Raw genomic sequence first — 24,377 nt, 5'->3', positions numbered from 1 at the left:
ACCGGGGTGGCCGCTTATGGGGTTGCCCGCGCTGCCGGGCATGCCGCCGGGATGGCCCCCGGCGTGGTGCATGTGCTTGCTCATTATGCTTCGCCCTACCTTGCCAGCTTTTCGCGCAGCAGGGTTTCTGTAAAATAGGTGACGATCATGTCCGCCCCGGCACGCTTCAGCCCCATGAGGGATTCAAGCATGACGGCCCGTTCGTCTATCCAGCCGTTAAGCCCGGCAGCGCGTATCATCGAGTATTCGCCGCTGACCTGGTAGGCGCAGAGCGGCACGTCCACATGATCGCGCACAAGGCGGATGATGTCGGCGTATGGCCCGGCGGGCTTGACGATGAGGGCATCCGCGCCTTCTTCAAGGTCGGCATAGGCTTCACGCAAGGCTTCGCGCAGGTTGGCCGGGTCCATCTGATAGGATTTGCGGTCGCCGCTGGAAGGCGCGCTTTCGGCGGCTTCGCGAAAAGGCCCGTAATAGGCCGAGGCGTATTTGACCGCATAGGACATGAGCGGCAGCCGGGAAAAACCGGCCTGGTCCAGTGCTTCGCGGATGGCGGCTACGCGCCCGTCCATCATGTCCGAAGGGGCAACCATGTCGGCCCCGGCTCTGGCGTGGCTTACGGCTGTCTGCGCCAGCAGGGGCAGGGTAGCGTCGTTACGGATCACTCCTTCGGGCGTAAGGATGCCGCAGTGGCCGTGGCTCATGTATTCGCACAGGCATACGTCCGTCATGACAAAAAGTTTGGGCCAGCGGCGCTTGAGCAGCCGCAGGGCCTCCTGCACGATGCCGTCATCGGCGTAGGCGCCGCAGGCTTTTTCGTCCTTGGCGGCGGGAATGCCGAAAAGAATGACCGAGTGCAGGCCCGTATCCACGGCCTGCTCCACCTGTTTTTCCAACTGGCTGAGGCTCAGTTGATACTGGCCGGGCATGGAGCTGATTTCTTTGCGAAAACCGGCGTCTTCGGTTTCAACCACAAAATAGGGCTGAATAAGGTCTTCCACAAGCAGGGGCGCGGTTTCGCGCACCAGGGTACGAAGCTCGGGGGTGGCGCGCAGGCGGCGGCCGCGATGGAACGGAGTCATGGCTCTATCCTTGTTTTTCAGGCCAGGCTGCCTCTATCATAGCGAGAATGCATATAACATATGGCAGATGATGCGAAAGAGGCCCCTTTGTGAACAAGGAGCCTCCTCACAAAAGAAACTACTTCAGGCCGATTTCTTCATCAGTCAGATAGCAGGCCGGGTCCTGTGCCCATATGTCATCATAATAGGCTTCGGCGCGGGCGCGGAAGTTGCCGCCACAGATGTTCAGGAACTGACACTTGGCACAGCGGCCCTTGACGTGGGCTTTCTTGTCTTTGAGCATGTGCAGCAGTTCGATGGAGGGGTCGTCCCATATCTGCGAGAACGGGCGCTCCAGCACGTTGCCGAGCACATGGTTCCGCCAGAACTGGTCGGCGTGAACCTTTCCGTCCCAGGAAATACAGCCTATGCCCCGGCCGGAGCTGTTACCTTCATTGTACTGAAGCAGCTCAAAAACCTCTTCCGCACGCTTGGGATCTTCGCGCTTGAGGCGCATCCATACATAGGGGCCGTCGGCGTGGTTATCAACAGTGAGGATTTCCTTGCCCTTTCCGGCGTCGAACAGGGCGCGGGTTTCATCCATGATGAGGTCCAGCACCTGGCGGGTTTCCGCATGGTCCAGATCTTCCTTGATAAGCTCGGAGCCGCGGCCGGAGTACACGAGATGGTAAAAACAGGCGCGGGGAATTTCCATGTCCTTGAGCAGGCGGAAAATACCGGGAATTTCACCCGCATTGCGCTTGTTGATGGTGAGGCGCAGCCCCACCTTGAGGCCTTCGGCCTGGCAGTTGGCGATGCCTTGCAGCGCCTTGCGGAACGCGCCGGGTACGGCGCGGAACTTGTCGTGTATTTCTTCCATGCCGTCCAGGGAAATACCCACGTAGGAAAGGCCCACGGCCTTGAGTTCGCGTGCTTTTTCCTTGGTGATCAGGGTTCCGTTGGTGGAAATGACGGCCCGCATGCCCCGGGACGTAGCGTGACTGGCCAGTTCAACAAGGTCTTTGCGCACCAGCGGTTCGCCGCCGGAGAAAAGCATGACCGGAGCGCCGTAGGCGGCCAGATCGTCGATCATGGCCTTGGCCTGCTGGGTATTGATGTCATCCGTGCCGTCCACCTCAATGGCGTGGGCGTAGCAGTGCACGCACTTGAGGTTGCAGCGCTGGGTCATGTTCCAGACCACCACAGGCTTCTTGTCCTTGGAAAACTGCAGCAGGTGGGAGGGCAGCTTGCCCGACTCACGGCCATAACGCAGGGCGTCCGAAGGCTCCACCTGACCACAGTACAGCTTGGAAATGCCAATCATCACACAATCCTTATTGTTCGATACATTTTTTCAGCGCGGCAAAGGCCTCGTCCAGCCCTTCAGGCTGGCTGCCGCCTGCCTGGGCCAGGTCGGGCCTGCCGCCGCCCGAGCCGCCGCAAGGTGCGGCCACGGTCTTGATAAGGGCGGGCGCCGTGAATCTGCCGTGCAGGTCCTTGGAAACATAAACAAGCATGCCGACCTTGCCTTCTTCCACCGTGGCAAGGCAGGCCACCGCATTTTCAGAAAGCCGCGAGCGCACGTCGTCCATAACCTCGCGCAGCGCCTTGACCGGTACATTGTCCAGCCGGGCTGCCAGCAGGCGCACTCCGTTGACCTCAACGGCCCGCGCGGCCAGTTCCGCGCCGGAGGCAGGGGCAGCCGCCGCTTTTTCCGACGCCTTGCGCAGCTTTTTCACTTCGCCGTGCAGGGCCTGCACGCGTTCGGCAAGCTGGCCGGGCTTGGACTTGAGCAGGCCAGCAAGGCTGCCCAGTTCGGCGCGCTGTTCCACAGCATGACCGTAAGCGTTCCAGCCTGTGACGGCCTCAATGCGCCGCATGCCTGCGGCCACGCCGCTTTCGCTCACAATAAAGAAGGCTCCGGCTTCGCCCGTGCGGGTCAAATGTGTGCCGCCGCACAGTTCAACGGACTCAGGATCGCACATTTCTGCGCCTGCGACTGTGAGCACGCGCACAGTCGTGCCATATTTTTCGTTAAAAAGGGCAATGGCCCCGGCAGCCACGGCATCCGCCATGGGCATTTCCCTGGCGGAAACCTCAAGGTCGGCCAGAATGGCGGCATTGACCTGCCGTTCCACGGCGGCCAGCTCTTCAGGTGTGAGAGCTGCGATGTGGGAAAAGTCAAAGCGCAGGCGGCGGCCGTCAACCAGCGAACCCGCCTGTTTGACGTGGGGGCCGAGCACACGGCGCAGGGCCGCGTGCAGCAGGTGGGTGCAGGTGTGGTTGCGGGCCGTGGCCTTGCGTTCGTCAGGGTCCACAGCCAGGCGCACTTCCTTGCCCTGGAGTATTTCGCCCCGGACAACCTCGATTTCATGCACCAGCAACTGGGGCGCGGGCTTGTGGGTGGTAAGCACCCGGGCCTCGCCGGAGGTGGCGCTCATGAGGCCCGTATCGCCCGTCTGGCCGCCGCCTTCGCCGTAAAAAGGCGTGGCTTCGGTCACGGCATAGCCGTTTTCGCCTTCGCCGAGCACGTCCACGGGCTGGCCCGCAGCATCCAGCAGAATGGTCACAGGGCTTTGGGCCGTAAGGCCTTCATAGCCCACAAAGCTGCTTTCGGCGCCGCCGTCCGCCAGGGATTTGAAGGGGCTTTCTCCGTCTTCACCCTGACCCAGCAGGCCGCCTTTCTTCTGGTGGTCGCGGGCGCGTTTGCGTTGCTCCTGCATGTACTTTTCAAAGCCTTCGGCATCGGCATGAAAACCGCGCTTTTCGGCAACGTCGGTAACGATGTCCAGAGGAAAGCCGTAAGTGTCGTACAGCTTGAAGCAGAAGTCGCCGGGAATCAGCGTAATGTCACGTGCCTTGAGGGCGGCCAGTTCTTCTTCGAGCAGATCCAGTCCTTTCTTGAGTGTGAGGGAGAAGCGCTGCTCTTCCTCAAACACGGCCCGGTCGATGAAGTCCGCACTTTCCACCAGTTCGGGGTAGGCATCGCCCATAACTTCGGTGACCTTGCGGGCAACCTTGTGCATGAACGGCTCATGCACGCCCATGAGCGTGGCAAAACGCAGGGCGCGGCGGATAAGACGGCGCAGCACATAGCCGCGGTTTTCATTGGAGGGCAGCACGCCGCCCGCAATAAGAAAGGCCGCGGCGCGGCTGTGGTCGGCAATGACGCGCAGGGCCGTATCCACATCATTGGTGTCCGGGGCGCTGAAGCTGTACGTTACGCCCGCAAGCCCGGCCGCATACTGGATAATATCCTGAAAAAGATCGCAGTCGAAGTTGGAGCGTTTGCCCTGGGCCACGGCGGCCATGCGCTCAAGGCCCATGCCCGTGTCTATGTTGGGTCTGGCAAGCAGGGTGCGTGTGCCGTCGGCGCTCTGGTCAAACTGGGTGAACACGAGGTTCCATATTTCAAGAAAGCGGTCGCAGTCGCAGTTGCCGATGCCGCAGTCCGGGCCACAGGACATGTCTGCGCCCTGGTCCACATAGATTTCGGAGCACGGCCCGCAGGGGCCGGTGTCGCCCATGGTCCAGAAATTGTCTTTTTCGCCCATGCGCACAATACGTTCAGCGGGCAGCCCGGCAATTTCGGCCCACAGTTCGGCGGCTTCATCGTCCTCGCGAAAAACCGTGACCCACAGTTTTTCTTTGGGCAGCTCCAGTTCTTTGGTCACAAAATCCCAGGCCCATGTGATGGCTTCGCGCTTGAAATAGTCGCCAAAGGCAAAGTTGCCGAGCATTTCAAAAAACGTGTGGTGGCGCGCCGTGCGCCCGACGTTTTCAAGGTCGTTGTGCTTGCCCGAAACCCGCAGGCACTTCTGGCAGGTGGTGGCGCGGCTGTAGGAGCGTTTTTCCTCGCCGAGAAAGAGTTTTTTGAATTGCACCATGCCTGAGTTGGCAAAGAGCAGCGAAGGGTCGTTGGGCGGAATGATCGGCCCGGAAGCGACAATTTCGTGCTGGTGACGGTGAAAAAAGTCGAGGTAGCGGCGGCGTATTTCTTTGGCGGTGAGCATACTGGCTCCTGATGAGGGCTGCGCGGTACGGGCCGTGCCTTCAGGCGGCGGCCTTTCTGGTCATTGAGGGTACTTTCACGGCACAGGCCCGGCAACCGCATGCTTGCGCAGCGGCTGCCGGGCCTGCCGGAAAACGTCAGTCTTCGAGAACGGGGTCCTGGCTTTCCGCAATATCTTCGGCGGTGGGAGTAAATTCCTGGGGGTGAAGGCCCAGAAACTCCACAACCTTGGCTTCGATCTGATTGCGCAGGTCAATGTTTTCGTCCAGCAGGGCGCGCACTTTTTCGCGGCCCTGGCCCAGTTTTTCGGCGCCAAAGGCGAACCATGAGCCGCTCTGGTCGATGATCTTGGCCTCGATGCCGAGGTCAAGCAGTTCGCCCGCGCGTGAAATGCCCTGGCCGTACAGAATGTCGAAAATGGCGCTACGGAAGGGCGGTGCCACCTTGTTTTTCACCACCTTGACCCTGGTGCGCGAGCCGAATGACTCTTCCTTGTCCTTGAGGGTCTGGATGCGGCGGATGTCCAGGCGCACGGAAGAGTAGAACTTGAGCGCGTTGCCGCCCGTGGTGGTTTCGGGGCTGCCGTAGCCCGTAACGCCGATCTTCATGCGTATCTGGTTGATAAAGATGACCGAAGTGCGCGACTTGTGGATAGTACCCGTGAGGCGGCGCATGGCGTGCGACATGAGGCGGGCATGGCCGCCCACCTGGGTTTCGCCCATATCGCCTTCCAGTTCGGCCTGGGGAATGAGTGCCGCCACGGAGTCCACCACCACAAGGTCCACAGCGCCGGAGCGGACCAGCATGTCCGCGATGTCCAGAGCCTGTTCGCCGTAGTCGGGTTGCGAGATCAGCAGTTCATCCGTGTTGACGCCCAGCCGTCTGGCGTAAGACACGTCCAGGGCGTGCTCCGCGTCAACAAAGGCGCAGGTGCCGCCCAAACGCTGGCATTCTGCAATGATGTGCAGGGTGAGGGTGGTTTTGCCCGATGATTCGGGACCAAAAATTTCAGAGATGCGCCCGCGCGGGATGCCCCCCACGCCAAGGGCCAGATCAAGGCCGATGGAACCGGTGGGGATAACAGGTATATTCACATGGGCATCGTCAGAAAGTTTCATGACGGCGCCCTTGCCGTATTTGCGTTCAATAGTGGCAAGGGCTGTGCCCAGGGCTTCAGCGCGCGCTTCTTCAGGGCTGAGGGCCGGTTTTCTGGCCATGATTTTATGCTCCGGGTAAAGATATCTTCAAGCGCATCATTATAGCAAAGGGCGGGGGGCAAGGCAAATGCGCGGAGCCTCGGCCCATGGCCCTGTGAACGTGATATGGGGCTGATATTGTTTTGCGCTGCGGTAAAAGGCGGGCCTCCAGCCGCGGCATGCAAAATTTTTTGCCGGAAGCGGGCGCGCCTCCCTGGTCGCGCCAGGCCGCCGCTGGCGCATCCTGCGCTCTGACGCCGACCCTGCGCCAACGTGTCTGCCGCAGATATAATTTTCAATTAAAAATCCGCAGACGGTGCGTGCCGGTGGCGTGCACATTGCCTTTTGTGGCGCGGGTTGTTTTCTTTGCGGCCTGTTGAATGTAATTACTGATAGATGCTCTGGCAAGAAAATTCCCTTGCCCGCCTCTTGCATAGTACGCCTTGTCTGGCATACAAGCGCGGCATGAGCACACCTGATATTATTGCGCTGTTTTCCGGCGGTCTGGACAGTATCCTGGCGGCCAAGGTTCTGGAGCGGCAAGGCCTTTCTGTGCGTTGCCTGCACTTTATCACGCCTTTTTTCGGTTCGGCCAAGGCAGTGCCTTACTGGCACAATGTTTACGGGCTGGACATAGTCAGCCGTGACGTGAGCGAAGCCTTTGCGGCCATGCTGCGGCAGCGTCCGGAGCACGGCTTCGGCAAGGTCATGAACCCCTGTGTGGACTGCAAGATACTTCTGTTGCGCGAAGCGCGGAAATATATGGAATCCGTGGGCGCAGCCGGTCTTGCCACGGGCGAGGTACTGGGCCAGCGGCCCATGTCGCAGCGGCGGGACACCCTGCATCTTATCATGCGTGATGCGGGCGTGGCCGGTATTTTGCTGCGTCCTCTTTCCGCCACTCACTTGCCGCCCACCCAGATGGAAGAAAGCGGCCTTGTGGACCGCACGCGGCTTTTAAGCTTTTCGGGCCGGGGAAGGCGAGACCAGCTTGACCTGGCGGCGGAACTGGGTATTACGGAAATTCCCACTCCCGGAGGCGGCTGCCGCCTGACGGAAAAGGAAAATGCCCGCCGTTACTGGACGGTGCTGACCCTGCTGCCCGAAGCTTCGGGCGAGGATTTCGCCCTTGCCAATCTGGGCCGCCAGTTCTGGCATCATGAAGACGGGCGGCATTACTGGCTGTGCATCGGGCGCAACAGCGCAGACAACGACAAGCTGGCCGCCGCGGTGCGCCCCGGTGACCTGCTGCTGCGCCTGCGCGATCTGGCAGGGCCGATGGCTCTGGCGCGTTGCGGTGCGGAATGGCCGCGTCCTGTGCTTGAAAGCGCTGCGGCGCATGTGGCTTCCTATGCGCCCAAGGCCTTGGCCCATGGCGGGGCAGTGGCTGTGCGGGCGCGCCAGGGAATGGAGGATGAATCCGCGGTTGATCTGGACGTGCTGCCGCAGCGGCTGGGCGAGGCTTGGGGCGAAACGCCCTGGGACGATGTGAAGGCCGTCATCAGGGCAGAAGCCAGGGAAAGGTTTGCAGCAATGCCGCATGGGCGCGTAACAGACCGGGATGCTGCTGAAAATCAGGATCCTTCATAGATGTGACATCTGTCGGCAAAGGTTGGGAGACGTCTTTACAAAGACTTCGCTTGAAGATATAGGGGTCCATTGCGTTAATAGTTTGTGTTTGCGCCCCCAGCGGCGTCCGCCGGAGGATTACATGGATCACAAGGATTTGGAATATTTCCGTAAACTTCTTTCGGGTATGCTTGAAGAAGCCCAGCAAAAGGGCGACAGCACCATTGAAGAGCTGACTGACAGTAACGAAGTGTTCGCTGACCCTGCCGACAGGGCCACTGCCGAATCCGATCGCGCTTTTACCCTGCGTATTCGTGACCGGGAGCGACGGCTTATCCGCAAGATTCAGGCCGCATTGACCCGTATAGATGATGGAACCTATGGCATCTGCGAAGATTGCGGCGATGATATCAGCATTCCGCGCCTCAAGGCCCGCCCTGTGACCAGGCTTTGCATCAACTGCAAGGCCAAGCAGGAAGAGGACGAACACCTCAGGGGAGACTAGGCAGCCCGAAAGCAGGCCCGCCGCCCCCGTATCCGGGTTTGTCCGGCGCGTCCCGCGGGGCGCTTTGCGCGGGAATGCGGCCGGATGCGGCCTGCCGTGATATGTGTTTGCCGCTCGTGTGTACGAGTAGCGTTTGCCTTCCGGGCCGCGCCACGAAAATGGCGCGGCCCGGATTGGCCCGGGCAGGACTGCGCGCCGTGCATGCGCGCGAAATTCACGTCAGGCCGGGGCGGCACACAGGGCCGTCCACTGAGGCCGCGCGCCATTTACGCCGTTATTTTTCTGCTTTACTTTCCCGCTCTTTTTTTGTTCCGTTTGCGGTATGCGGCGCAGGGCCGTCCTTCCGTTCCGGACACAGCAACGTTCCCGCCCCTGGCGGGTTTTTTATATTTATGGACGCTCATCTTTTTCGACGTTTTTGTGAGGACCTGACGCCCCGGCTCGCCGGGGCGCGGGTAGAAAAATTGCAGGAACCTTTTCCGGGTTTTCTTGTGCTTACCTGGTATGGCGGCGGCAGCAAACGTCAGATATGCCTGCGTTACGCCCGCAAAGAACCGTTCTGTTTTTCCGGTTCGAGCCGCATCAGCGCGGGCAAGGCTCCTTCAGCCCAGATCATGCGCCTGCGTAAATATGCGGTGGGCCGCCGCATAAACGCCTGCGTGGTCAGGTTTTGCGAGAGGCGGTTGTGGCTTTTGCTGGCCGGGGGCGAAGTCGCGCAGGCCGGTGCGCCCGCAGAAAGTACGGGGCAGCCGGATGGCGCGTCGCGCCTGACCTGGCTGCTGCTGGACCTGCGGGAGGGGGCTTCGCTGCATTTTCTTGCTCACGACGAGGCCCCGGAAGAAGAGGCCCCAGCCTGGCCGGAACCGGCGCAACTGGCGCAGGCGCGGCAGAACTGGCGTGATTGGCCCGTGCTCACCCCGGCTTTGCGCCGCACACTGGCCTTTCTGGAAGAACCGGAGCAATGGGCTTTGCTTGAAGACCTGCGGGCCGGGGGCGGCGACGTATTCTGTTACGGGCCGGGTGCGCAGGAGTCTCCGGCCGTGCAGGAAGCGCCCGCTGCCCGCGCAAACGCCACAGACTGGTCAGGAGCTTCAGGGCGTGCCGTGCAGTCCATACGGGCCATCAGCGCATGGCCTCTGGCATTGGAGCAGCAGGCAGCCCTGCTGAACCCTGACGAGCTGCATTCGGGTACGCCCATAGTGGAAGAGTGCGGCGCGGATGTGCTTCGTATGGTCGAGCGGGCCGGACAGGACCTTGTGCTGTCGCGTCTTGCGGGTGACAGGGCCAGAGAGGCGGCCCTGCCTCTGGACAGGCGCGGGCGCAAGCTGACAAAACTGCTGGATAAGCTCATTGAAGAAGAAAAGCGTCTCAGGGGCATGACCGAACTTCAGGCCGATGCCCTGGCCTTGCAGGCCCACCTGTGGCAATGGCCCGCTGAATACCGGGCGGCTTCCGTTCTGGTGGATGCAGGCCCTCACGGCCCGTCGCGCGAAATACGGCTGGACCCGCGCCGGAGTGTGCGTGAGGAAATGGCGCGGTTTTTTCATACGGCGCGGCGCGGCTGGCGGGGGCTGGAACATCTTGTCCTGCGGCGCAGGGCGCTTGAGGATGAACTGGCAGCCATACATCTTGCCCGGCGCGACAGCCTGCTGGGTGTGGGGGCAACGCCCGATGAGGCCGGAGCCGCGGGCGGCCTGTCCCCCAGGGGGGCGGCTGGCGGGGGCATGCACACAGCCCTGCCCAAAAATGTGCAGCTTTTTATCAGCAGCGACGGCTTTGCCCTGCTGCGCGGGCGTGATGCCCGGGGCAACCTTGCGGTCCGCAAACTGGCCGCACCGCATGATATCTGGCTGCATGCGGAAAACGGCCCAGGATCTCACGTTATTATACGCCGCGCGCACGGCGGGCAGGAGGTTCCGGCGCGTACCCTGGACGAAGCAGGTGCTCTGGCTGCCAATAAAAGCTGGCAAAAAGACGCGGCCCGGGCCGGAATCCAGTATGCGGAAGTGCGCCACGTCAAGCCCATGCGTAATGCACCTGCGGGTACAGTGCGCATAGACAGGGTGCTGGCCTCGCGGGAGGTCCCGGTGGACGCCACGCTGGAAGAAAAACTGCTGCCGGAATAGAGCGCTCCTGTGCGTGCTGTGAGATATGCGTTGCCCGGTGAAAAACGGCAGCATGATAGCGCCTGGTACGCCGGTGGGGCGGCAGGCAAGTAAAGATGCCCCGCGTTGCGACGGAAGCTGCGTAACTTCCTGCGCAGTAACGGCTGAAGCTGCGTCTGCGTCTCTCGCGGCCGTTTGCCCGTGTTGCCGGCAGAGCACCTGCGAGGTGACAGTGCTTCAGGGCAGAGTCATGCTGAACCAGTGCCGTACTTGATGGCTGCGGCCACTGCCGGCCATCTTCGTACCAGCAGGCTCATTCCAGCATCTTGAATAAAGGTTTTCTTGACCGGAGTGGTGGGGCTTTTGCAAGAGAGTCCCTCCCCACAAAAGCATTTCAAAATGACCTTGCCCTCACACAGAAGGCCGCTTCGTGGGAAGCGGCCTTCTGTGTATTCCGGCGCGGATGCCGGCTGCGATGAGGCGGGTTTATTTGCCCAGCACTTCAACCGTGGCCATGGCTATCTGCAATTCTTCATTGGTGGGAATGATCAGCACGGGGACGGAGCTGTCGGGCGTGGAAATGGTACGCGCGCCGGCTTTACGGGTGCCGTTTTCCTTGGCGTCGATTTTGATGCCGAGGTTTTCAAGTCCGGCGCACACTTCGGCGCGCACGATATCGTCATTTTCGCCGATGCCGGCGGTAAAGACCAGGGCATCCACCTTGCCGTCCAGCAGGAAGTAGTAAGAGCCAAGGGTCTTCTTGATGCTGCGGACCAGCATGTTGAGGGCCAGGGCGGCGCGTTCGTTGCCCTTTTCCACTTCGGCATGCACGTCGCGCATGTCGGTGTGGCCGCACAGGCCGAGCAGCCCGGACTGCTTGTTCATCAGGGTGTCCACCTGCTCGGGGGTGAGGCCCTTCTTTTCCATGACAAAAGGCACAATGGCGGGGTCAATGCTGCCGCAGCGAGTACCCATGATGAGGCCTTCAAGGGGGGTCAGCCCCATGCTGGTGTCAAAGCATTTGCCGTTGCGCACGCAGCTCATGGACGAGCCGTTGCCAAGGTGCATGGTGATGGAACGCAGTTCGCTCAGGGGCTTGCCGAGGTACTTGGCGGTAGCGCCCGCGATGTACTTGTGCGACGTGCCGTGGAAGCCGTAGCGGCGGATGCGCAGGTCTTCATACAGCTCATAGGGCAGGGCGTACATGAAAGCTTCTTTGGGCATGCCCATGCCGAATTCCGTATCAAACACCGCCACGTTGGGTACACCGGGGAAGAGCTTTTCAGCCACTTCAATACCCATAAGGTTGGCGGGGTTGTGCAGGGGGCCAAGCACGGCGCATTCGCGCACGATGCCTTTCACGTGTTCGTCCACCAGCACGGGATCGCTGACGGCTTCGCCGCCATGCAGCACACGGTGACCGATGCCTGCAATTTCGCTCTTGTCCTTGATGACGCCTTTTTCAGCATCGGTGAGCAGGCCGATGACCATTTCCATCGCCTGCACATGGGTGGGAAAGTGCGCGGTCTGGACGATTTTTTCTTCTTTGTCCGTATCAGGGGCGATCTTGTGGGTCAGACGCCCTTCGCTCTGTCCGATGCGTTCGGCAAGGCCGGAGCAGAGAACGGCGTGGGTGTCCATTTCCAGCAGTTGGTACTTGCAGGACGAAGAGCCCGCGTTGATGACCAGGATTTTCATGTGTCTTCCTTTCCTTGTTAACGAAATGTGGGGAGGGCCGTCCCCTCCCCAGGATAGCTGTTTCGCGGTGTCAGCCGTGGTGGCTCTAGCCCCCGGCGGCCCTTTCTGCCGCGGCCTGAACTGCCGTGATGGCTACGGTGTTCACGATATCGGGTACGGTGCAGCCGCGCGACAGGTCGTTGACGGGCTTGTTCAGCCCCTGAAGCACCGGCCCGATGGCTACGGCTCCGGCGGCACGCTGCACGGCCTTGTAGGTGTTGTTGCCCGTGTTCAGGTCAGGGAAGATGAAGACCGTGGCCTTGCCGGCCACCTTGCTGTCGGGCATTTTTGTTTTGGCCACGCTGGGGTCGATGGCGGCATCGTACTGCAGGGGGCCTTCAAGGGCCAGGTCGGGGGCCATTTCTTTGGCAATCCTTGTGGCTTCCACAACAATGTCCACGTCCGCGCCCTTGCCGGACGTGCCGGTGGAGTACGAGAGCATGGCCACGCGCGGTTCAATGCCGAAAACTTCGGCCGTATGGGCCGATGCAATGGCGATTTCCGCAAGCTGCTGGGCCGTGGGGTTGGGGTTGACGGCGCAGTCGCCGAAAACCAGCACACGGTCCTTGAGGCACATAAGAAATACCGAAGACACCACCGAGAAGCCGGGCTTGGTCTTCACAAATTCAAAGGCCGGGCGAATGGTGTGGGCCGTGGTGTTGACCGCGCCGGAAACCATGCCGTCGGCATCGTCCTGCTTGACCATCATAGTGGCGTAGTACGTCGAATCCGCCATGGTGTCGCGGGCCTGCTCGGGCGTGATGCCCTTCTTTTTGCGCAATTCGTAATAGGTATTGGCGTATTCGTCAAACTTGGGCGAATTGACCGGGTCGATAAGGGTGGCCTTTTCCAGGTCAAGGCCGAGGGTGCTGGCCTTGGTGCGGATTTCATCCACATCGCCCAGCAGGGTGATCTCGGCCACGCTGCGGCGCAGCAGAATGTCGGTGGCGCGCAGGATGCGCTCTTCAGTGCCTTCAGCCAGCACGATGCGCATCTTGCTGGCCTTGGCCCGCTCTATCAGTTCAAACTCAAACATCATGGGCGTAATGCGCGAGCTGCGCTTGCTCACGATGCGGTTGGCAATATCCTTGCCGTTGACGTGCTGCTCAAAAAGGCCCAGCACGGTGTTGATCTTGCGCAGGTTGCCCGGCTCAATGGGAGCGATAAGTTCCTGCAAGGCCAGCATGGTATTGTAGGTGTGGCCCTTGGTCAGCAGGATGGGCAGGGGAGATGCCGTCCAGCCCTGAATAAATTCGCACACTTCCTTGGCAGGGCGGATGCCGCCGGTCAGCAGCACACCGGCTATGTCCGGCGTGGAGGAAGACAGGCGCGAGGCGATGGCGGCCAGCAGCACGTCGGCGCGGTCGCCGGGGGTGACGATAAGCTGATCCTTGGCAATATAGTGCAGCACATTGTTCACGTGCATGGCCGCGATAAGATAGTCGTCCACCAGGGCGTCCAGGCGGTCTTCGCCAAAAAGAACTTCGGCGTCCAGGCCTTTTTTCACGTCGCCCATGGTGGGCTGGCCGATGGTCGGCTCGTTGGGGACGGAGTAAATGAGGGCCTTGCGGTCTTCGGTGCTGAAATGGGTGCGCAGTTCGTCAAGCTCTGTCTGGGTGAGGTTGCGGCGGTTGATGATGGTGGCCACAACGTCCAGGGAATAGGGGGCCAGGCTGTCCATGGTGATCTGGAGAGATTCACGGATGTCTTCGGCCGTGGATTTTTGCCCGCTGGTCACAAGAATGACGGGCGTACCCAGGTTTGCGGCGATTTCGGCGTTAAGCTCGAATTCAAACACCGGATCCTTGCCCAGAAAGTCCGTACCCACGCACAGCACGAAATCGTAGGTTTCCAGCAGGTTTTTGTACTTCTGGATGATGTTTTCCATGAGCAGGTTGCGCGAACCCTGATTGATGATCTGGCGCGCTTCGCGCTGGGTGTAGGCGAAGGTGTCGGCGTAGTCGGAGTTGATCTTGAAATATTCAAGCATCAGGTTGATGTCCGGATCGCGGTCGTCCCATAGCGGTTCATTGATGATGGGACGGAAAAAAGCCACTTTACGCATGCTGCGGCTGAGTAGCTGCATGGCTCCCAGGGCAATGGCGCTTTTGCCCGTCATGGGGCCGGTGGCCGTGATATAAAGTCCGTTGTACATATGCTTCCCCTGATTTTTTCCGGGCAGGCTGGCAGGATAACGCGAAAAGGGCGCAGGCCTTCACCCGCGCCCCGGCCTCAGTTTATGGCAACAACCGCGCCCGCCGCCTGAAGCCCCCCGGAGAGGAGGCTTGCCTGGTGGCGGGCGCGGTATTCATTCGTCAGTTCCCTACTTGGTTTCGCTGGCGTCCGGGTAGGGGAGGTCGGCCAACTGCTTCAGCATGGCGTAGCGTTCGGCGTAGGCGTCAGCCAGTTCCGCGCGCAGCTCCTTGGAAGCTTCGGGATCGGTTTTTTCCAGCGAGGCAAAGCGGGTTTCGCCGCCCAGGAATTCCTGGATGTCCACAGTGGGCGCCTTGCAGTCGAGCTGGAAGGGGTTTTTCTTTTCCTTGGCCAGTTCGGGATGGTAGCGGTACAGGGGCCAGTAGCCGGTCTGCACGGCCAGCTTGGATTCTTCCTGGCTCTTGCCCATGCCCTTGCGCAGGCCCTGGTTGATGCAGGGAGCGTAAGCGATGATGAGCGAGGGACCCTTGTAGGCTTCAGCTTCGCGGAAGGCCTTGAGGGTCTGCTGCTTGTCGGCGCCCATAGCGATGGAGGCCACGTACACATAGCCGTAGGTCATGGCCATGCGACCGAGGTCTTTTTTGCCGGTGCGCTTGCCCGCAGCCGCAAACTGGGCCACAGCGCCAAGGGGCGTGGCCTTGGAGGACTGGCCGCCGGTGTTGGAGTACACTTCGGTATCCATCAGCAGGATGTTGATGTCGTCGCCGGTGGCCAGCACGTGGTCCAGGCCGCCGTAACCGATGTCGTAGCCCCAGCCGTCGCCGCCGAAGATCCACACGCTCTTCTTGGTGAAGAGGTCGTCCATGTGCCAGATTTCATGAGCCAGCGGGCTTTCAAAGGAATCAAGGTTGGCAAGCACCATGTCGCCGTACTTGCGGGAGCCTTCGGCGTCGTCCTTGTTGGCGAGCCAGCCTTCCATGGCTTCCTTGAGTTCGGAAGAGATGCCTTCTTCTTTCAGGGCTTCTTCAATCTTCATGGCCAGCAGGTTGCGGCGCTGATCGTAGGCAAGGCCCATGCCGCAGCCGTATTCGGCGGCGTCTTCAAACAGGGAGTTGCCCCAGGCCGGACCGAAGCCGTCCTTGTTGGTGCAGTAAGGCGTGGTGGGCGAAGAAGCACCCCAGATGGAGGAGCAGCCCGTGGCGTTGGCCACGATCATGCGTTCGCCAAAGAGCTGGGTGAGCACCTTGACGTAGGGGGTTTCGCCGCAACCGGCGCAGGCGCCGGAGAACTCGTGCAGGGGCTGCTGCAACTGCGAACCCTTCACGGTGTCGCGGGCCAGCAGCTTGTCCTTGAGGCTCACATGGGCTTCGGCAAAGGCAAGGTTGGCCTTCTGGTCGTCCATCTGGGTTTCAAGGGGCTTCATGATCAGAGCCTTGTTCTTGGCCGGGCATACATCAGCGCAGGAGCCGCAGCCCAGGCAGTCTTCAGGGTAGACCTGAATGCGGAACTTGAGGCCCTTGAGCTCTTTGCCCATGGCGTCCTTGGTGGCAAAGGCGGCCGGTGCGCCTTCAAGCTCTTCTTCGGTCGCCAGCACGGGCCGGATGGCGGCGTGGGGGCAGACGAAGGAGCACTGGCAGCACTGAATGCAGTTTTCCACCTGCCATTCGGGAATGGCAATGGCCACGCCGCGCTTTTCGCAGGCGGCAGTGCCGAGCGGCATGAAGCCGGCCGGATCCATTGCGGACACGGGCAGTTTGTCGCCCTGCTGGGCCAGGATGGGACGCACCACGCTGCGGATGTAATCATCGTCGTCGCAGTGGCACACTTCAGCGCCTTCGGTGGCATTGGCCCAGGTGGCGGGGTATTTGATTTCTTCAAGGGCATCCATGCCCTTGTCCACGGCGGCGATGTTCATGTTGACGATCTTGTCGCCCTTGCTGCCGTAGGTTTTCTTGATGGATTCCTTGAGCAGGGCCACGGCCTTGTCAAAATCAAGCACGTTGGCCAGCTTGAAGAAGGCCGTCTGCATGATCATGTTGATGCGGCCGCCAAGGCCCACGTCCTGGGCCACCTTCACGGCGTCCACGTTGTAGAACTTGAGCTTCTTGCGGGCGATGGTGCGCTTCATGGAGGCAGGCAGGTGCTTTTCAAGGTCGGCCAGCGACCAGTTGGAGTTCAGCACAAAGGTGCCGCCTTCCTTGATGCCTTCAAGAATGTCGTACTGGGTCACATAGGCCGACTTGTGACAGGCGACGTAGTCGGCGCTGGTGATGAGGTAGGACGAAGTGATGGGGGCCTTGCCGAAGCGCAGGTGCGACACGGTGAAGCCGCCGGACTTTTTGGAGTCATAGGCAAAGTAGGCCTGGGCGTAGAGATCGGTGTTGTCGCCGATGATCTTGATGGCCTGCTTGTTGGCGCCCACGGTGCCGTCGGCGCCGAGGCCGAAGAACTTGCACTGCACGGTGCCGGCGGGCACGGTGTCGATTTCTTCTTCCACTTCAAGGGAAAGATTGGTCACGTCGTCGGTGATGCCCACGGTGAAGTGGTTTTTGGGCTGGAGGCCCAGCATGTTGTCGTACACGGCCTTGGCCATGCCCGGGGTGAAGTCCTTGGAGCCGAGGCCGTAGCGACCGGCCACAATGGTGGGAGCTTCGCCCTTTTCAAGGAAGGCGGTGCACACGTCCTGATACAGGGGATCGCCCAGGGAGCCACTTTCCTTGGTGCGGTCAAGCACGGTGATGCAGGTGGTGGTGGCGGGCAGGGCGCGCAGCAGGTGCTCGGCGGAGAACGGACGGTACAGGCGCACTTTCACAAGACCCACGCGCTGGCCCTGGCTGTTCAGGTAGTTGACCGTTTCTTCGGCCACTTCACAGGAAGAACCTATGGAAATAACAACGCGGTCGGCTTCGGGGTGGCCCACATAGTCGAACAGGCGGTATTTGCGGCCGGTGATGGACTCAACCTTCTTCATGTTTTCAAGCACGATGCCGGGTACGGCGTCGTAGAAGAGGTTGGAGGCTTCGCGGTTCTGGAAGTAAATGTCGGGGTTCTGGGCGGTGCCGCGAATGTGCGGATGTTCGGGATTCATTGCGGTGGCGCGGAATTCGTCCACCTTGTCCCAGTTCACCAGGCCGCGGATGTCTTCGTAGTCGATGGTTTCGATTTTTTGCACTTCATGCGAGGTGCGGAAACCGTCGAAAAAGTGGCAGAAAGGCAGGCTGGAGTCGATGGCCGAAAGGTGAGCCACCAGGGCCAGGTCCATACATTCCTGCACAGAGGCCGAGGCGAGGAAACAGAAGCCCGTCTGACGGGCGGCCATGACGTCCTGATGGTCACCAAAAATGGACAGGGCGTGAGAGGCCAGGGCGCGGGCAGACACGTGAAAAACGCCGGGGAGCAGTTCGCCGGCGATTTTGTACATGTTGGGGATCATCAGAAGCAGGCCCTGGGAAGCCGTGTAGGTAGAGGTCAGGGCGCCGGCGGAAAGCATGCCGTGCACAGCGCCGGCGGCACCGGCCTCGGACTGCATTTCACGCACGATCACTTTCTGGCCGAGCAGGTTCTTCATGCCCTTGGCAGCCATCTGGTCCATCACCTCGCCCATGACGGACGAGGGCGTAATGGGGTAAATGGCCGCCGTTTCCGACAGAGCGTAGGCAATATGCGTCGTCGCGTTATTGCCGTCCATGGTTTTCATGTGAGCCATCTGTTCCTCCTTGGCGCCCTGGGGCGCACAAATAGTATTTCCAAATTTCTGCATGGCCGGTCCGGCCGGGGTAGGTCCCGCACGAAAAAAGCGGTGCGGGCGCGACGTGTTCAGGGAACATAAGGTTTACGCTGAAGAAAGCGTTTGGATTAAAAATACCGCATCAGGTCATGGGCGTCCATAAAAGAATACTGCTGTGGAGGCTCCTGGGCGGCATCTGAAACCGCGATTTTTCGTTGCAGAGAATCCTTACCATAAAACTGGTTGTTTGAACAGTTAAATAAGGCCTGGCTGCAAAATTTTTTCGGGCAGGTCGATGGGAATATTTTATCAGATATTCCCGGTACATCACGTATTTTAGGGGGCAGATGCATTTTTTACGCCGAAAAAATGTGGAAAAGGCGACAGTAATCCCGCCGCTTTTTTTGCTGTTCCCACATGCAGAACGCATCGGCGGATCGTGCCCATCCGCTTTGCGGTACGAACTATAACGCATATCTTTATTTATTGCAGCCCCTGTGAGTGCCTTTTTACGACAATTGCCGGAGAGAAGGTAAAAATATCTGGATGACCATATTTATTCCGAATGGTTATGAACCATGCGGGAACCGCCGCGCGGCAAAATCAGGGTGTAATCAATACCCATTATGGGGCCTTTGCCGCTTGACAACAGGCAGCCCTCCCCGTAGGGGTCATTTTACAAATAGTAACTGATGCGCCTGCACAGCAATGCTGCGGACAGGCGAAAGGGCAGCGCGCTTTATGCGCGCCATGCTCGTGTTGGCGTGCCGGATTTACGGTAGCAGGATTTTGTCGCCCAAATTTCGGCAATGTAAAATATGATATATTATCTGTAATTTATAGATAGCTAATGTTTCCAGGAGGAATCATGTTCTGGAAAAATCTTTCCATCGGAAAGAAACTGTGTTTTGGCTTCGGCATCAGCCTGGCAGGCATCATCTGTTTTGCCGTGGTTGCCTGGTATGCGACCAATCTGGTCATGACCATGGCGGACAGCGCTTTGCAAAAACAGAGCAACGCCCTGGTTTTTGCCATGCGCGAGGCCGATCACCTGCACTGGAAGGAGCGGGTCAGCAGTTTTGTCGCCATGCCGCCCGCGGATGGCAAGCTTGACGTGCAGAAAGACGGTCACAAATGCCTTTTCGGGCAGTGGTTTTATAACGGCGGGCGTGAAGAGGTGGAAGCCATTTTGCCCGGCACGTCCAGCTATTTTAAAAGTATGGAAGCCGATCACCTGGACCTGCACCGCAGCGCTTCGGATATTGAGCGGCTTGTGCAGGCCGGTGACCTGCAGGGAGCCAGAGCGCATTTTAATGCCGTTACGCTGGCCAAATCGTCGGCGGTTGTGGAAACCCTCGGGCAGTTGCGCAAAATGGTGCTGCATGCCGCCGAAGCTGACAGGGAAAGCTACAGGCAGATCATGGCCCGTGAGGAATATGTGGTTATCGCCCTGCTGCTGGCAGTGCTGGCGGGCATGCTTGTTTCCGGCGTAGCCATTACGCGGTCCATCCGCAATCCGTTGCGCGGCCTTGTGGACAAATCGGCCGAAGTGGTGGCGGGAAATCTGGATGTGGACCTGCGCTTGCGGCGTCAGGATGAAATCGGCGCGCTGTCGCGTGCCTTGGGCGCCTTGCTGGACAACCTCAAGCTCAAGCTGGCCGAAAACGAGAAAAAATCCGAAGAAGCGCAGGCCAGTGCTGAGCACACCCGCAATGCCCTGAAGGATGCAGAGGAAAAAGAAGCGCGCATTGCCAGCCTGCTGAGCGATATGAACGCCATCGCCACGCAGGCCGATGTTATTGCCGCAGACCTTGCCGACCACTCCGCCACCCTGGCCCAGCGCGTGGAAACGGTCTACCGGGGCAGCGAAGACCAGCATAATCTCATGCGCAGCAGCCTTGATGACCTGGAGCAGCTCGCCTCCGCCGCCGGTGAAATTGCCGCCAGCGCGGAACATTCGGCCCACGGCGCGCGCAGCTCCAAGGAGCATGCCGGAAGCGGCGTGGATGTGGTGACCCGCTGCGCCCAGGCCATCAGCCGGGTCAACGATCTTGCGGCCAAGCAGAACGGGCAGGTTGCCGAGCTGGGCGAAATGGCCCAGGGCATTACCGGCATCATGAGTGTTATTACCGATATTGCGGACCAGACCAACCTGCTGGCCCTGAACGCCGCCATTGAGGCGGCCCGCGCAGGCGATGCCGGACGCGGTTTTTCCGTGGTTGCCGATGAGGTGAGAAAGCTGGCAGAAAAAACGGTCACCGCCACGCAGGCCGTGGGTGCCAAAATCACCGGCATTCAGGAATCCATCCATGCCAGCGTGTCCTTTATGGGGCAAACCAGCGACGCTGTGCATGAATCCAATGATCTTGCGCAGCAGTCCGGAACGGCGCTTTCGCAGATTCTGGATCTGGCCGCCGCCAACGTGGACAGCGCCGCGGGCATGGCCGTGGCCGCGCAGCAGCAGAGCGATACTGTGGTACATGTGGCCCAGGGCATGAAAAACGTGCAGGACATCGCTGAATCCAGCCGTGCGGCCATGAGTGAAGCCGACAGCCAGGTACGGGCCGTGGCCAAGATGGCCGGCGAGCTGCGTGAACTGATCGACAGGCTCAAAAGCAGAGCCTAATTTTTAAAAACAGCATGCTTTTGTAACCGCCCTGCCGCCGGAAAACGTCTTTTCCGGTGGCAGGGCGGTTTTGCCATATGCGGCTCCGCAAGTGTGTATTGTGCTGCCGCCACGATGCTTGCCGTACTGGGCGCATCGCGCCCCCTGCGGAGGCCGCGCGTTTTTCTGGCGGATTGCGTTTGCGAATCTTTTTTTATATCTCCCGTCTGGTTGCTAAAGCTACTCGGAGAAATTACCGAAAAGATTGTTGCGAGCGCTGACATTGTATATGCGTTTGCTGTTGAAAAAAAATGATGCCCGTTAACCAATGGAGCCTTTATGTTCGCCTGGTACCGATCCTTGCGCATGACACCCAAGATTGTAATTCCCGTGGCGCTTGCCCTTGTTGTGTGCCTGGGACTGCTGACCTGGCAGATTCAGGCGCGAAGCAGCGCCGCCATTGAAGATGTTGCCCGTCGTGAACTGGTCGCTCTCGGCGGGGCCGAGGGAAACTCCATGGCCCGGTTTCTGAACATGGCTGTTGACGAGGCGTCGGCCCTGGCTGCCGCCCTGGGGCAGAGTGTGGCCGAAAACGAAGCGCCCACCAGACAGGGCGTTATTGCCATGATCAAGGGCATGCTTATGGGCAATCCCGATATTTTCGGGGTGGGCATTATCTGGGAGCCCAACCTGTTCGACAACCGCGACATGCTCTATGCGGGCGCGCCGGGCAGTGACGATAAGGGGCGCTTCATGCCCTATCTTTCCAGAGGGGCCGACCTTGTGGAACTTGGCGGGCAGGTCGGCGAGCCTTACTATGTCATCCCCCGTAAAACCCGGCAGACCTACGTTTCCGATCCCATTCCTTTCAAGGTCAATGGTCAGGACGTGTTCATGTCCACGGTGGCCTGTCCCATACTGCGCGGCAATGACCTGCTTGGTGTGGTGCTGGTGGATATTTCTCTTGCCCAACTGCAACAGATGGTGGCGGCGATCAGCCTGTACGGCAGCGGCTATGCTTCGCTCGTCAGCGAGCAGGGAACTATTCTGGCGCACCGTGAAGAAGGCCTGATCGGCAAAAGCATCTTTGACCTTGGCATTGTCAGGCAAAAAGGGGCGGTCACGGATGCATTTGCCGCCGGCAAGCCGTATATGGAAGACGTGAGCGACGCGCAGGGCGTGCTGCTGCGTTATTTTCATCCCGTTGATTTCAGGGGTGGCAGCCAGCACTGGTACCTCAGCGTGACCGTGCCGCAACACGAAGTGCTGGCGCAAGCCAGGGATATCAGCCGCATTACCGTCATTATCTCGGCCATAACCCTGCTGGTGCTGCTCGGCATAAGCTACCTTGTCATACGCAGCGCGTTGCGCCCGGTGAACTATCTGGCGGAAACAGCCGGAATCATCGCCGGAGGCAAGCTGGAGCAGAATATTGAAGACAGCCGCTTCGGCGGTGAAATGAAGGCGCTCAGCACCGCGTTGAAAAAAATGATCGCCTCTTTGCTGGAGGGTATAAGCAAGGCTGAAGCCCTTACCGGGGCCGCGCGCGAAGAATCGGAAAAGGCCCGCGTAGCCATGCTGGAGGCCGAGGATGCCCGCAGGGCTGCTGAAAGCGCCCGCCGGGACGGCATGCTGGCTGCGGCGGGGCAGCTTGAAGGGGTTGTGTCGGTGCTTTCATCAGCCTCCACAGAGCTTTCGGCCCAGATCGAGCAGTCGGACCGGGGGGCGGCGGAATCCGCCCAGCGCCTTGCCGAAGCGGCCACGGCCATGAACGAGATGAACTCCACCGTGCAGGAGGTGGCCCGCAATGCCAGCCAGGCTTCAGAGGCCTCGGCGGAAACCAGAAGAAGGGCGCTGGCGGGGGCGCATATAGTGGAGCAGTCATTGCAGAGCATACAGCAGGTGCATGAGGTTTCAGGCGCGTTGCGACAGGATATGGCGCTTCTGAACACGCATGCCCAGGACATCAGCCGGATCATGAGCGTCATTTCCGACATTGCTGACCAGACCAACCTTCTGGCGCTTAATGCGGCCATTGAGGCTGCCCGTGCAGGCGACGCCGGGCGCGGATTCGCCGTGGTGGCCGACGAGGTGCGCAAACTGGCGGAAAAAACCATGTCCTCCACCACTGATGTGGGCAATGCCATCAGGGCCATTCAGGAAAGCACCGCAAAAAGCATGTCCGGTATGGATGAGGCCGTGCGGCAGGTGGAGCAGGCGACGGATTATGCCGGTCAGTCCGGCCAGGCCTTGAGCGCAATCGTCGGCACGGTGGAAGCCACGGCGGACCAGGTAAACGCCATTGCCACGGCCAGTGAGGAGCAGTCTGCCGCCAGTGAAGAGATCAATCAGACCATCGTGCAGATCAACAGCATGTCACGGCAGATGGCCGAAGCCATGGCCGAGGCCGCCAAGGCTGTTGTCGACCTTGCGGCCCAGGCCCAGGCGCTGGACAGCCTTATTGATGATATGAAGCGCGGCTGACGCCCTGAACAGGCAACTTCTGCCATGCCGCCCCTGTAGTCCGCAATACCAATGAAACCGGCCGGATTTTCCCGTATACGTCAGGAAAGTCCGGCCGGTTGATTTTGCCCTAAAAGCGCTTTTAGCCTTGCGGGCGCAGGGGGCTGCGGCAGCTCCGTTGGCCCGGCCACGGTACGGGGCCGTACGTCAAGTATACCAACTGGTAGGGCCGCGGGGGGCGCCATTCCGGCAGTGACAGCCGTACGCTGTACGCCTGACCGCTCTTCGGCGCGCGGGTTTGAGCCGCGCGTACCCCTCGAAGGAGGCCTTATTGCGGGGTTTCGGCTCCGTCGGCCGCGCCCTGGTCAGCATTTTTATTGGCCGCGTGAATGGCGGTTCCGATTTCGCGGGCCAGGGCTTCTGTAAACAGGGTGGGCGCTCCGGCATCCATACGCACCTGCCCGGGCAACAGCACGGCTATACGCATCTGACTGTTGGAAAGGGCATTACGGCTGGAAATGTTCTTGAGTTTGGCCCTGCTTGGCCTTTGGGCGCTGGGAACGCGGCGCTGCACCAGCAGCACGTCGGCCATGACCGCGGCGGCGCCACTGCCTTTGAGTGCAGATGGCGTGTCGTAGCCTGCGTCAACCATCTGCCTCAGGTGCGCCGGTTCTGTATTTCCGGCAGACAGCACCGTAAGCTGCACAATGTATCCGGCTTCACTGGGATTGCCCACAATGGTGAACCCGCTGCGCTGTAGCCAGGATTCAGTTTGCGCGCGCAAACCGAAAACACGGTTGGTATTGTCACGCACGCTTACATAGACAGTGTCCGCGATTGTATCATCGTCTTGTGCTTCCTGCAGCTTGCCCGAACGCAGCACTTCCAGCTTGTCCGGGTCAGCGGCCTGACGCACGCAGGCCGCAAGCGGCACAAGGGTCAGGCAAAGCAGCAGTGCAATAAAACGCAGTTTTTTCAAAGTCATAAAAACCTCGGTCCTTGCCGCCAGGGGCGCGGCTGGTATTGAATGCGAAAGCGTGGGGCTTTCGCCATGTCTGTTCCCGGCATTTGCATTTTTCGGGCCAGTGAACAAATCTGTAAAAATATTTCCGCGCGGCAGGGCTGCTGCACGCATGGGCGCGGTCTGCTGTAAATCCTCTGGATGTGGTATGTTTTAGGAGGATTTCAGATGGCTGTGGGCAACGGTGCCTCGCTCTTTAGTATATGTGTTGCAGACAATGTT

13 protein-coding genes are annotated in these 24,377 nt (G+C 60.1%); 5 read left to right on the top strand and 8 right to left on the bottom strand.

Annotated features, from left to right (window positions below):
- Nucleotides 1-95: 95 nt before the first annotated feature.
- The 4 genes from hemB to recA form a co-directional block, all read right to left on the bottom strand.
- On the bottom strand, nt 96-1,082 hold the full coding sequence (gene hemB, locus QZ377_RS04205; protein WP_291439814.1) for a porphobilinogen synthase: 987 nt from the start codon (nt 1,080-1,082) through the stop codon (nt 96-98).
- 118 nt (nt 1,083-1,200) lie between these two features.
- Entirely contained in the window at nt 1,201-2,385 is a 1,185-nt protein-coding gene (gene ahbC / locus QZ377_RS04200) for a 12,18-didecarboxysiroheme deacetylase (RefSeq protein WP_291439812.1), read from the bottom strand.
- 10 nt (nt 2,386-2,395) lie between these two features.
- Nucleotides 2,396-5,074, bottom strand: a complete 2,679-nt coding sequence (alaS, locus tag QZ377_RS04195) for an alanine--tRNA ligase (protein WP_291439810.1) — start codon at nt 5,072-5,074, stop codon at nt 2,396-2,398.
- Between the two features lie 136 nt (nt 5,075-5,210).
- Nucleotides 5,211-6,290, bottom strand: coding sequence for a recombinase RecA (gene recA, locus QZ377_RS04190; RefSeq protein WP_291439808.1), 1,080 nt, complete (start codon nt 6,288-6,290; stop codon nt 5,211-5,213).
- A 444-nt stretch (nt 6,291-6,734) separates the two neighbouring features.
- Here recA and QZ377_RS04185 point away from each other — a divergent pair, with 444 nt between their 5' ends.
- The 3 genes from QZ377_RS04185 (at nt 6,735) to QZ377_RS04175 (ending at nt 10,469) form a co-directional block, all read left to right on the top strand.
- On the top strand, nt 6,735-7,859 hold the full coding sequence (locus QZ377_RS04185) for a tRNA(5-methylaminomethyl-2-thiouridylate) methyltransferase (protein ID WP_291439806.1): 1,125 nt from the start codon (nt 6,735-6,737) through the stop codon (nt 7,857-7,859).
- Between the two features lie 121 nt (nt 7,860-7,980).
- Complete coding sequence (dksA, locus tag QZ377_RS04180; RefSeq protein ID WP_012623938.1) at nt 7,981-8,343, top strand: RNA polymerase-binding protein DksA; 363 nt, start codon at nt 7,981-7,983, stop codon at nt 8,341-8,343.
- A 392-nt stretch (nt 8,344-8,735) separates the two neighbouring features.
- Entirely contained in the window at nt 8,736-10,469 is a 1,734-nt protein-coding gene (locus tag QZ377_RS04175) for an NFACT RNA binding domain-containing protein (RefSeq protein WP_291439803.1), read from the top strand.
- A 465-nt stretch (nt 10,470-10,934) separates the two neighbouring features.
- Here the strand turns inward: QZ377_RS04175 and QZ377_RS04170 are convergent, their stop codons facing one another.
- The 3 genes from QZ377_RS04170 to nifJ form a co-directional block, all read right to left on the bottom strand.
- Nucleotides 10,935-12,146, bottom strand: coding sequence for an acetate kinase (locus tag QZ377_RS04170; protein WP_291439801.1), 1,212 nt, complete (start codon nt 12,144-12,146; stop codon nt 10,935-10,937).
- Between the two features lie 85 nt (nt 12,147-12,231).
- Nucleotides 12,232-14,340: a phosphate acetyltransferase gene (pta, locus tag QZ377_RS04165; RefSeq protein WP_291439799.1), complete on the bottom strand. Its 2,109-nt coding sequence runs from the start codon at nt 14,338-14,340 to the stop codon at nt 12,232-12,234.
- A gap of 168 nt (nt 14,341-14,508) precedes the next feature.
- Nucleotides 14,509-18,045, bottom strand: a complete 3,537-nt coding sequence (gene nifJ, locus QZ377_RS04160; protein WP_291439797.1) for a pyruvate:ferredoxin (flavodoxin) oxidoreductase — start codon at nt 18,043-18,045, stop codon at nt 14,509-14,511.
- 889 nt (nt 18,046-18,934) lie between these two features.
- Between nifJ and QZ377_RS04155 the strand changes: the two genes are divergently transcribed.
- Together QZ377_RS04155 and QZ377_RS04150 are read left to right on the top strand one after the other, a co-directional pair.
- On the top strand, nt 18,935-20,692 hold the full coding sequence (locus QZ377_RS04155) for a methyl-accepting chemotaxis protein (protein ID WP_291439795.1): 1,758 nt from the start codon (nt 18,935-18,937) through the stop codon (nt 20,690-20,692).
- A gap of 318 nt (nt 20,693-21,010) precedes the next feature.
- Nucleotides 21,011-23,155 (top strand): methyl-accepting chemotaxis protein, encoded by a 2,145-nt coding sequence (locus QZ377_RS04150; RefSeq protein ID WP_291439793.1) that lies wholly within the window; start codon nt 21,011-21,013, stop codon nt 23,153-23,155.
- 307 nt (nt 23,156-23,462) lie between these two features.
- On the opposite strand, the gene traT is transcribed toward QZ377_RS04150, so the two are convergent.
- Nucleotides 23,463-24,119, bottom strand: coding sequence for a complement resistance protein TraT (gene traT, locus QZ377_RS04145; RefSeq protein WP_291439791.1), 657 nt, complete (start codon nt 24,117-24,119; stop codon nt 23,463-23,465).
- Nucleotides 24,120-24,377 lie beyond the last annotated feature (258 nt).

This window comes from Desulfovibrio sp. (assembly GCF_019424165.1).
GTDB lineage: Bacteria > Desulfobacterota > Desulfovibrionia > Desulfovibrionales > Desulfovibrionaceae > Desulfovibrio.
Note: the sequence above shows the minus strand (reverse complement) of the source record. Positions and strands in the feature narration are given on the sequence as shown.